Annotated in this window: 4 protein-coding genes; 2 read left to right on the top strand and 2 right to left on the bottom strand. The window is 71.7% G+C overall.

Translation table 11 applies throughout. The annotated features are described in order from the left end of the window. The first annotated feature begins 53 nt into the window (after window positions 1-53). A complete protein-coding gene (locus tag AB0J16_RS37200; RefSeq protein ID WP_358548597.1) occupies window positions 54-356 on the top strand; it encodes a hypothetical protein in 303 nt (100 codons plus the stop codon). A gap of 5 nt (window positions 357-361) precedes the next feature. Continuing rightward, entirely contained in the window at window positions 362-4,936 is a 4,575-nt protein-coding gene (locus tag AB0J16_RS37195) for a hypothetical protein (RefSeq protein WP_358548594.1), read from the top strand. A 55-nt stretch (window positions 4,937-4,991) separates the two neighbouring features. Here AB0J16_RS37195 and AB0J16_RS37190 read toward each other — a convergent pair whose 3' ends face one another. Further along, window positions 4,992-7,379, bottom strand: a complete 2,388-nt coding sequence (locus AB0J16_RS37190; protein ID WP_358548591.1) for a WD40 repeat domain-containing protein — start codon at window positions 7,377-7,379, stop codon at window positions 4,992-4,994. Between the two features lie 10 nt (window positions 7,380-7,389). After that, complete coding sequence (eccCa, locus tag AB0J16_RS37185; RefSeq protein WP_358548588.1) at window positions 7,390-11,367, bottom strand: type VII secretion protein EccCa; 3,978 nt, start codon at window positions 11,365-11,367, stop codon at window positions 7,390-7,392. Window positions 11,368-11,457: the final 90 nt, after the last annotated feature.

The following is an 11,457-nucleotide window of genomic DNA, read 5'->3' as shown; positions in this document are numbered from 1 at the left end:
AACATGAGCATAGTGGACAGTTATCGGGGATGTCCCTGAGGAAGGAGAAACTATTGGGGCAGCAAGACGGCTACTCCGCGCAGTGGACAAAAATCCGTCGCGGGGCCGAAAAGGCGCGGGAGGAGGCCGAGCACGTGCGCGAGGTGCGTGAGGAGCTGCGCCAGGTGTTCGCCGCCGAAGGCCGGCCCATGGGTGACGACCAGTACGGCGCGGAGTTCGAGAAGAGCTTTCCCAACCGGACGAAGGCCATCTTCAAGGGCTTCGACAACTACATCGACGAGCTGGAAGGTACCCGGGACGGGATGCACGTCACCGCCAACACGTACGAGGTAGCCGAAAACGACACTCGAGGCTGACGTTCGTGCTGCTCGATGGGATACCCGTGCCCGCTTGGGCCCGTCCGTGGGCGGGCTGGGTGCTGGGGACGGACTGGCCCAAAGGCGATGAGGGCGGTCTGTTCAGGCTCGCCGACGCGCTGGTGAAGGCGGCCCGGGGTGTGGCCCGCGGAGCCGACGGGGACGGGATCCGGCTGTACGCCGACGGGTGGGACGGGCCCGCGCTGCGGGCGTTCACCCGCAAGGTGTCCCAGGAGGTGGGCGGTCGCCAGGCGGCTCTGGTGCGGTCCCTGGTGGACCTGGCGTTCGCGTGCAACGAGCTGGGCGTGCAGCTCCAGTTCACCAAGCGGATGATGCGGCTGGCCGTACTGCTGCTGGTGGTGCAGCTGGCGTGGCTGACGTGGGCGCTGGTGTCGCCCGCGGGCGGCCTGGCGCTGCGGCTGATCGGCGTACGCGCGCAGGCGGCGCGGTGGACGGTACGCCAGTTCGCCCGCCGGCTGATGATCAACATCGCGCTGTTCGGCGGGTTGCTCGGCGGGATGGACCTCCTGGTCCAGCTGACGCAGTCGCGCCGCGAGGGGGTGGACTGGCGGCAGGTGGGGACGTCGGCGGCCACCGGAGCGCTGACCGGCGGGTTGCTGACCGGGCTGGCGTGGGCGTTCCCGACGCGCTCACTGTGGATGCTGATGGGCCAGTCAGGGGTGGCGAACGCGGGCGCCGTGCTGGGCACGGAGCTGTGGAGCGGTGACGGGTCGGTCGATTGGACGCTGGTGCTGAAGGGCCTGTCGTCGGGCGTGGCGGGCGGCGCCGACGCGCATTGGGCGAGCTGGAGCCCGGGCGGCGGCCACCCCGGGCCCAGGGGGCTGGACGAGCACGCGCGCTTCGACGATCCGGGCGACCACGGCCCACGGAACGGCACGGGGCCGGACGACGCGGACGGGAACGGGCGGACGAGGCTGGCCGACGCCGGCGATACCCGTGCCCTGGCCGACGGTGAGCAAGCCCGGCCGCGCCCGTACGAGGAGCGGAACATCTTCCGGCGCAGCGTCGACCAGCTGATCAACTGGGCGCGCCCGGCCGAGACCGGACCCGTCCGGCTCAGGGACCACGCGACGTTCGCCGAGAGCGCCCGTCGCGGGGTGGTCGCGCGCGAACCGCTGGCCGGCGCGGGCGGCGAGACGGTGAAGGTGGAGAAGGTCCGGCTGGCCGACGGCAGCCACGCCGTCGACAAGGAGTTCTCCGGGACGGATCGGCGGGACCGCGACCATCTCAGCTCACGGCTCGGCCGCGCGATCGGCGCCGACGTCGCCGCGACCCACATCGTCGGCGAGCGACGACTGCTGATCGACTGGGTCGACGGCAAGCAGGTGCCGGTCCAGCACGGGCCCGACGGCAAGTGGCATCTGTCGCGGCTGCACAACACCCGCGAGGGGATCCTCCTCGGCCTGCTCGACGCGCTGACCGGCAACCACGACCGCTTCTCCCCGAAACGCGCCCACCAGGACTTCCTGGAGGGCGTCGACGGCAGGGTCAAGGGCTACGACGGGGACAAGGCCTTCTCCGGGCTGTTACCCGACACGAACAGCCCCTTCAGCCGCCACTTCTTCCGGGACAAGGGCGAATCGGCCGACTGGGCGCCCAACCCGCTCAGCAAGGCCGACATCGAGGCGCTCCGGCCACGCGTGGAGGCGCTGCGGCAGGAGTTCCGGGCGCTCGGGCACACGGACTGGTACAGCAGCGTCGAGTTCGCCTTCGAGAAGATCGCGAAGAACGCCAGCGGCACGGTCTCGGTGCTGGACGCGCCCCCCGGGTCCGTGATCGTGGAGCCGCGGGCGGCCTGCCCGACGTTCGGGGAGCGGCCTCGGACGTTCGAGGGAGCCGCCCCGCCGCGTGCAGTGGAGCCTTTGCCGCAGAACGCTTCCGGCGAGATGAGGGCGCACCCGGCACGCAGCCAGGAGCTCGACCCGGATTATCGGACGCCGCTCCTGCCGATCCACGGCGACAGCGTCACCAGCGGAGTGATGGCCAATGTCATCGACCCGAGGCAGGCGGTCAGGGCGAGCGAGTGGGCCCACCTCAGGAGCAGAGCGACTGCCCACCTGATCGAGAACCGCGTGGGGTACCCGGATCTCGACGCCAGTGCCCGCGTAGAAGCACGCCGCTTCGCGATCCGGGGTGACGGTGGCCAGGTTCGGCGGGTCACCGAGTTCACGGTCACGATCCGGTACGTCGCCAAGGAAGGCATGACGGCCGAGCAGGTGACGCGGCTCAAGTCCAACGCCCTCGACGGCATGGACCTGTACTACAACCACCAGCACCGGCTTTCCGACGGCAGTCAGTTGCATGTCCGGCTCAAATTCGAGGAGGTGCGCACCGCACGGCCCGGCGACCCCGGCGTGGTGACCTTCCGCGCCGGCGGCCATCCCGACATAGTGAACTGGTGCGCCAACACCGACGCGCACCTCCACGCCCACGAGCTCGGACACCATCTCGGGCTGCCGGACGAGTACCGCGACCACCGGACTCAAGGTCGCAGGACGCTCACCGACCAGGGCCTCGAACCAGGCGCCAACCTGATGGGTGACGCGTCCCGCGTGCGCTCGGCCGCCGAAAGCGTCCTGATAGATCACGCGGGCCACGAGGTCCCGCCACGGGCAACGCTGCTCGACCACCACCTGGCTCACTTCTCTGACCTGCTGCCCCGCTCCGACCGCTTCGCCGAGGGCGACGCGGGGTTCCGGCAGCCGGCCGACGAATGGACCCGGCCGGTCCACACCCCCGAGACGCTGCGCCTTCCCCGGTACCTGCGCGACCTGCTCGTCCAGTTCCCCCATCGAGGCGGTGACCTGCTCGACCACGTGCAGGTGCTGGATCGCGCCTACTCCCTGTTCGGCGATCGGGTCACCCAGCGCCACATCGCCTACACCGGCGCGCTCTTCGACGCCGCCCACTCGCTCTACGGCGCCGTCATGGACGCCCCGACCGTACGAGACCTGCGCCGCCTGCACGGCCTGGTCAAGTTCCTCGGCAGGGGGCCGGACTCGGGGTTGCCCGACGCGGCGTGGCTCAAGGCGGAGACCGAGGCGGTCCTGGGCCACAACCAGGTCGCTCCGAGGACCGTCGAGGGCCTGTCGAGGCTCGCGGAATGGTTCGCCTACACCGGCGGACAGCCGCATCCCGGCGAGGCAGGAGCACCGGCCCTGCGCAGGGCGGCCGGAGAGTTCCTCGGCGAGCCCCCGAGCGAGGCCGCCGTCCGCCGCGCCTCGGCCGTGTTCAGCTACGCGGCGGAGCACTCGCCCGTACTGGCCAGCGGATCCGTGGACTTCGTCCGCGTCACCACCGAACTGCGGACCCTGCAGGCGGGGGAATGGCACGGCCTCGCGTTCGACGGTGCGGACTTCGCCCGGCTCGTGGAACGGCTGCACGACGACCCAGGACCCGGGCAGCCCGCCGGGCCGCCCAAGGCTCTTGGGGAGTTCCCGCATACGGGCTCGCACAAGAAGGGGGAGACACGGGACGCGCGAAGGGTGGGCGAGGCGGTCACCGACTGGGGGGCCACACCGCACGGGGGGAAGCCGTACACCTTCCGTCCGGCCGATCTGGTGGCCGCGCGCAAGCGGGCCCTGCCGGTGAACATGGGGGCACGTGACCCGGGGGTCGCGGCCATCGAGCGTCGCGACATGACTGTCAAGGCACGTGACGGAGTGATGTGGCCCGTCACGGAGTACACCGTCAGGTTCGCCTACCGTTCCGATATGTCGCGGGCGGACTTGGGCTACTTCGGCAGGCGCGTGCGGGCGGCTCTCAGCCGGTTCGTCGACGGCGGGTACGTGCTGCCGGACGGCTCGGTGCTGCTCGTCCGGGCGGAGTTCGTGCCTTCAGAACACCGGGGTGTGACGATCGGACACCGCGACGAGGCACCTGGCAGTAGGCCGTTCGACTTCCCCTACGAGGCGTCACACGTCGAGCTGGCGCTCAAGGTCCTCGATCAGCTGGGCGTGGACGACGTGCTCGGCCCACCGCGGACGGCCGAGGCCGCCTCGACCGAACCGGTTCCCCAGCCGGACGTCGTAGCCGCGCGCGAGCGGGCGGCATGGGACGCGCGAAGGGCGGGCGAGGCGGTCACCGACTGGGGGGCCACGCCGCACGGGGGGAAGCCGTACACCTTCCGTCCGGCCGATCTGGTGGCCGCGCGCAGGCAGGTCCAGCCGGTGAACATGGGGGCACGTGACCCGGGGGTCGCGGCCATCGAGCGTCGCGACATGACTGTCAAGGCACGTGACGGAGTGATGCGGCCCGTCACGGAGTACACCGTCAGGTTCGCCTACCGTTCCGATATGTCGCCGCTGGGCCACCTTGGCACGCGCGTGCGGGCAGGTCTCGACCGGTTCGTCAACGGCAGACACGTGCTGCCGGACGGCTCGGTGCTGCTCGTCCGGGCGGAGTTCGTGCCTTCAGAACACCGGGGTGTGACGATCGGACACCGCGACGAGGCACCTGGCAGTAGGTCGTTCGACTTCCCCTACGAGGCGTCACACGTCGAGCTGGCGCTCAAGGTCCTCGATCAGCTGGGCGTGGACGACGTGCTCGGCCCACCGTAGACGGCCGAGGCTGCCTCGACCGAACCGGGCGTGGGACGGTTCGGCCCGTTCTGGGTCACTGCGATTCTGGGGGCGTTAGGCGGCTCAGCCCGTTATGGGTGACCGCGTACAGATCGCTGGACAGGGCGAGCGGGACGTCCCCCAGCCGGGTCCCGCCGACCTGCTCGCCGTCCGGCAGGCGCCACAGCCGTACGGTGCCGTCGTCGCAGCCCACGGCCAGCACATCGGGTCCGTCGGGTCCGTCGGGACTGAGGAAGCGCAGGCACCGGACCGTGCCCGGGTTGCCGCCGAGCACGACGACGTCCTCGCCCGTCTCGGCGTCGCGCACCGGCACCAGCCCGTCATAGCTGCCGGCGGCGAGTACGGCCCGGCCGCCGACCGTGCCGAACGCCAGCGCGTACACCGGCAGCGGATGCCCGTGCACCACCGACAGCGGCCGGCCCGTCGCCGCGTCCCAGGTCCTGACCGCCCGGTCGTACCCGCTGGACGCGATCACGACCCGGCCGCCGACCCGGCCCGTGGCCAGGCACGTAATGCCCGCCGTATGGCCGATCAGGCGGCGCAGCGGCCGGCCCGAGACCGCGTCCCAGGTCCTGACCGTGCCGTCCATGCCGCCCGAGACCAGCAGGTCGCCGTCGAGGGCGAGGGCGAGCACCTGACCGGTGTGCGGGGTCGGCACCGCGACCACGCCGTCCCCCGGCTGATGTACGCGGACGGTGCCACTGTCGGTGCCGCAGACCAGGTTGCCGCCGTCGAACGCCAGACCCGTGACCCCGCCGTCCCCGGAGGCGGCGGCCGTCTCGGGCAGGAAGCCGCCGTCGGCCAGCCGCCAGAACCACGGCGTGCCGCCAGGGGACCCGGCGGCCACGAGCGCCCCGTCGCTGGCGACCGAGGTTGCGACGGCGCCGGTGAGCTCCCGCGACAGGGTGCCATCGGCCGTCCAGACACGCACCCCATCACCCGCGGTAACCAGCCACTCCGACACGGCACCGGTCGCGGCGGCGGCCCGCCCTTCGGGTGTGAGGGTGGATGGTGTGGTGGCCACCTGCCCTTCCGGCGTGATGGCCGGTCCTTCAGACACGGCACCGGCTCCGACGGTGGCCCGCTCTTCAGGCGTGGCGGTGGTGGCCGGTTCTTCGGGTGCGGTGGGTGCTGGTGGGTTCGATGCGACGGCGATGGCGCTGGCCCATTGGCCTGAGTGCCAGGTGGCCAAGAGTGTTCCGGTACGCGGATCGTGGACGGCAACCTGGCCGTCCAGCGCGCAGGACGCCAGCGCCGGGCGCCCCGCCACGCTGAGGAAGGTCAGCCCGGTCACGCTCGCCTCGTGCCCCTCCAGTGCGCGGAGCTCCTGACCGGTGCCCGCGTCCCAGATCCGGATCAACCGGTCAGAGCCCGCCGACGCGACAAGGCTGTCAGCGGCGGCGACCGCGCTCACCCAGCCCGGGTGGCCGGGCAGCGAGTGCAGGGTGCGGCCGTCCGACAGGTCGGTGAGCCGCACGGCCCCGTCGTCGGAGCCGGTGACCAGCAGCGTGCCATCGACGCACACCGCGTTGATCGCGCCCTCGTGCCGCTCCGGCAGCTCGCCCAGCGACCCCGCCGCGTCCCAGACGCGCAGCACGCAGTCGGCGCCGCCGGTGTAGATCAGCCCGCCGGACGCGGCCAGCGCCAGGACCGGGCCGTCGTGGCCGGTCGTGGCGTGGAGCTGCTGCCCGGTGCCGGTGTCCCAAACCCTGATGACCAGGTCGTCGCCACCGGTCGCGACGATCTCCCGGCCACCGGCCGTGCCGAGCGCGACCGCCCGGGTGGGCGCGTCGGTGACGGTGGCGCTGCCCAGGTCCTCGCCGTACGGCAGGCCGTACAGGCTGAAAGTGCGCCCGGGACGGGACAGCGCGTACGCCGGCCGCCCGCCCACGGTCCCGAAGGCGGCGGCGGCCGGTTCGCCGGGGTCCGGCGGCGGCAGCGCGCGGTCCAGGGTGGAGCGGTGGGCCAGCCTCGGCAATTCGTTCGCCGTCTCCCGGACGGCACCGTCGCCGACCTGGTACACCAGCGCGTCGAGTATCCGCAGGACCGGCTCCAGCCCCAGCTCGCCACCATCACGCCACCCGAACAGCAACGACCCGCCCGGCACACCGTCCGGACCTCCTGCGCCGTCATCCACGCCTCCGGCGGACCCCGCGACCTCGGCGGTGACCCCAATGGCGACCACCGTCAGTTCGCGCAGCGTGGAGCCCGGTAGCGGCGTAGGCGCCGCCACGTGCGGGAAGCGCGCCGAGCGCAGGCCGTCCACGAGCCACGGCCACACGGCCCGGTCCAGTTCGGCGGTCCAGGCCCGGACCCCGCCCGCGCGCGCGTGCTCAAGCCGGGCCCGACCGTCAGCCCAGACCGTCAGCTCCACAGTGCCGGGGAAGGACGTGCCGGTCAGCCGGTAGCGCACATGTGACACGGGGGACAACCTACGGCGTGTCCAGGAAGGCCGTCTGGATCAGGCGCGCGCCCGACCTCCGGTCCACGTAGAAGCCGCGCCCCTGCGGAAGCGGCTGCGGGCGCACATTGCCGAACAGCGCGCCCTCGTCCTTGTTGCCCGACATGATCAGCGCCGGGCTGGCCATCTCCTTGAGCCGCTGGACGGCCGGGTCGAACATGGACCGGCTCGCGCCACCCATCTGGCGGGAGATGATCAGGTGCAGACCGATGTCGCGGGCCTGCGGCAGCAGCTCGGCCAGGGGCGCCAGCGGGTTGTTCGAGGTGGCGACGAGGTCGTAGTCGTCCACGATGATGTACAGGTCGGAGCCCTGCCACCAGCTGCGCTCCCTGAGCTGCTCGGGCGTGAGGTCGGCCGGGGGCAGCCGCTTGAGCAGCGCGGTACGGGCGTCCTGGATCAGCTCGGCCGCCGCGGTGCTGGAGGCCGCGTACCCGATGCGGTGGTCGGTGACCGCGGTGTCGAGCAGGGCGCGCCGGTAGTCGAGCACGATCATCATGCATTCCTTGGGCGTCTTCCTGGCGACCAGGCCCTCCATGATGAGCTTGAGCACGTTCGACTTGCCGCACTCGGTGTCGCCGAACACGATGAAGTGCGGGTCCACGTCGAAGTCGATCGCGACCGGCGCCAGGGCGGCCTCGTCGATGCCGATGGCGATCCGGTTCGGCCCGGTGAGGGCGGGGTCGGGCAGCGCCGTGGCGGGCAGCAGCGACGGCAGCAGCCGCACGGGGCGGGCGGCGGGACCCTGCCAGGAGGCCCGTACGACCTCCACCAGCGACCGCACGCCGGCGGACAGGTCGTCGGCGCCGCGCACCCCGTCGATGCGCGGCAGCGCGGACAGGAAGTGCATGCCCTCCTTGGTCAGTCCGCGTCCGGGCACTCCTTCCGGTACGGCCAGCGCCGCCTTGCGGCTGACCTCCGACTCGTAGGCGTCACCGAGCTTGAACTCCAGCCGGGTCCCGAACAGGTCCCTGATCCCCGCGCGGAACTCCGACCACTTGTTGGTGGAGGCGACGATGTGGATGCCGTAGCCGAGCCCTCGGGCCGCGATGTCGGTGATGACCCCTTCCAGCGCCTCGAACTCCTGGCGGATGGTCAGCCAGCCGTCGATCAGCAGGAAGATGTCCCCCCAGCCGTCGCCCTCGTACTCTCCGGCGGCGACGAGACGGCGGTAGGTGGCGATCGAGTCGATGCCGCTCGCGGCGAAGTCGCGCTCGCGCTGCTGGAGGACGGCGGCGATCTCGGCGACGGTCCGGCGTACCCGGTCGGCGTCCATGCGGGTGGCCACGCCGCCGACGTGCGGCAGGCCGTCCAGGGCGGCCAGCGCGCCACCGCCGAAGTCCAGGCAGTAGAACTGCACCTCGCGCGGCGTGTGCGTGAGCGCCATGCTGGTCACCAGCGTGCGCAGCACGTTGCTCTTGCCGCTCTGGGTGCCGCCCGCGACGCCGACGTGGCCGGCCGCGCCCGACAGGTCCAGCCAGTACGGGTCGCGACGCTGCTCGAACGGCTTGTCGATGATGCCCACGACCCCGGCGAGGCGGCCCCGGCCGTCCCAGCCGGGCGTGGACAGGCCCAGCTCCGGAGTCACCGACAGCGGAGGCAGCAGGTGCGCGAGGGTCGGCGACTCGCCGAGCGGCGGCAGCCAGATCCGGTGCGCGGCGGGGCCCTGACCGGCCAGACGCTGTACGACGATGTCCAGCAGGCTGCTCCGCGGCCCTCGCTCGTCGTCCGGCTTGGCGACCTCTTTGGCCGGCTCCTCCACGATCGGGAGCGGCGCGTAGGCCGGGCCGTACTCGACGACCTGGCGGATCGTCTTGTCATCGCCTTCGGCTGCCGCGCTGCGGGGGTCGCTCTGGTAGGGACCGGAGACGTACGCGGCCTTGAACCGGGTCATGCCGGTGGTGTCGAACTTGAGGAAGCCGTTGCCCGGCGCGGACGGCAGCTCGTAGGCGTCGGCCACACCGAGCACGACGCGGCTCTCCATGGCCGAGAACGTCCGCAGGCCGATCCGGTAGGACAGGTGCGTGTCCAGGCCGCGCAGCCGCCCCTCCTCCAGCCGCTGGGAGGCCAGCAGCAGGTGCACACCGAGGGAGCGGCCGAGCCGGCCGATCATCACGAACAGCTCGATGAACTCCGGCTTGGCCGACAGCAGTTCGCTGAACTCGTCCAGCACGACGAAGAGCGTCGGCATCGGCGCCAGCGCGGCGCCCTGCTCGCGGGCCCGCTCGTAGTCGCGCAGCGAGGCGTAGTTGCCGGCCGAGCGCAGCAGCTCCTGGCGGCGCACCATCTCGCCGTGCAGCGCGTCGTACATGCGGTCGACCAGCGGGAGCTCGTCCTCCAGGTTGGTGATGACCGCCGAGACGTGGGTGAGCGTGTCGAGCCCGAGGAAGGTGGCGCCGCCCTTGAAGTCGACCAGGACGAAGTTCAGAATCTCCGACGAATGGGTGACGGCCAGGCCGAGCACCAGCGTACGCAGCAGCTCGCTCTTGCCGGAGCCGGTCGCGCCGATGACCAGGCCGTGCGGCCCCATGCCGCCCTGCGCCGACTCCTTGATGTCCAGCTCGACCATCCGGCCGTCGGCGCCCAGGCCGATCGGCACCCGCAGCCGGTTGCGGCCCGCCCGTGGCCGCCAGGTCAGCGCCGGGTCCAGCCGCATGGGGTCGCCGATGCCGAGCAGGTCGGTCAGCGTGGTGTTGACCGCCAGCACGTCCTCGACCTCGCCGCCGCTGGTGGCCGAGGCGCGCAGCGGCGCGAGCTGTCTGGCCAGCCCCTCCACCCGCAGGTAGTCGAGCTTGTCGGGGTTGCCGAGGCGGGTCTTGTTCTCCTTGCCGGCGTGGTCCAGCTTGATCATGTGGAAGCCGTCCGGCTGGATCTCCAGCCGCAGCGTGGCCTTCTCCTCCACCGGCCCCGTGGCCCCGGACAGGTCGATCACCGTGACGCCCTGGATGGCGTCCGTACCGAGCTGTGAGTCGTGCGGCACGTGCCCGCCGTCGACGATGAGCACGTGGTACGGCAGGGAGTCCGCGGGCGAGCCGGGCCGGAACCTGGCCCGCTCCTTGAGCTCGGCGCCCACCAGGCGGTCCAGCTCGCTCATGTTCTCGGCCATCAGCCGCACCGGTCCGGCGGCGTCGACCTCGTCGGGGTGCAGCGCGTGGGGCAGCCACTTGACCCAGTCCCAGTGGCCCATCCACTCCTGGCCGGCGCACACCATGATCCGCAGGTCGTCCGGCGAGTGGAACACCGCCATCTGGGCGATCATGGCCCGCACCAGCTCCCGCATGGCCGCCGGGTCGCCGCTGAGCTTGATGCGCGCGAACGAGCCCAGCGCCACGGCCACGGGCAGCTCCGACACCGTCGCGTGCGCCCTGACGAACCTGCGCAGCGCGCCGGCCGACAGCGCGTCCAGGTCCTCCACCGGCTTGGAGTCCGGGGGGATGAGCTGGATGGCCAGCTTCTGTACGCCGGTGCCGAGCCGTACCGTGCTGAAGTCGTCGTCGCGCGGCCGGCGTTCCCACAGGCGGGGGCCCATCGCGATCCACCAGAGCGCGTCGGGCTCGGGGCCGCTCCACTCCAGCGCCTCGCGCTGCTGCTTGGCCGCCCGCCTGACCTTCTTGCGCACCTGCGACAGGTAGCGGAAGTAGTCACGGCGGGCCCCGTTGAGCTTGTGCTTGCGCTCGCCCGACTGGCGGCCCATCTGTCCGAGCGTCATGCCGAGCATGGAGACCGCGAACATGCCGCTCGCCACGTACATGATCGGGTTGGAGTTGCCGCCCGCGGTGAACATCAGGGCCATCGCCGCGGCACCCGCCACCATGGGCAGGTACGTGAGCACCAGCATGAAGCCCTGCCCCTGGACCTCGGGGATCTCAGGGGGCGATTCGAGCAGGATCTCCCCGCGTGGCGGCTTGGGGCTGGGACGGCGTTCGGGTCGCCGGACAACGACAATGCTCACCGTGGGATGGTCCTCCGTATCGGTTGCTGACCTTCTTACCAGAAGCGACCCGATATGTTCTCTCTTGTCCATGATGCTCGTGGGACGGAG

It is taken from the genome of Nonomuraea sp. NPDC049750 (assembly GCF_040659625.1).
Lineage (GTDB): Bacteria > Actinomycetota > Actinomycetes > Streptosporangiales > Streptosporangiaceae > Nonomuraea.
This window is presented reverse-complemented; position numbering and strand designations above follow the sequence as displayed.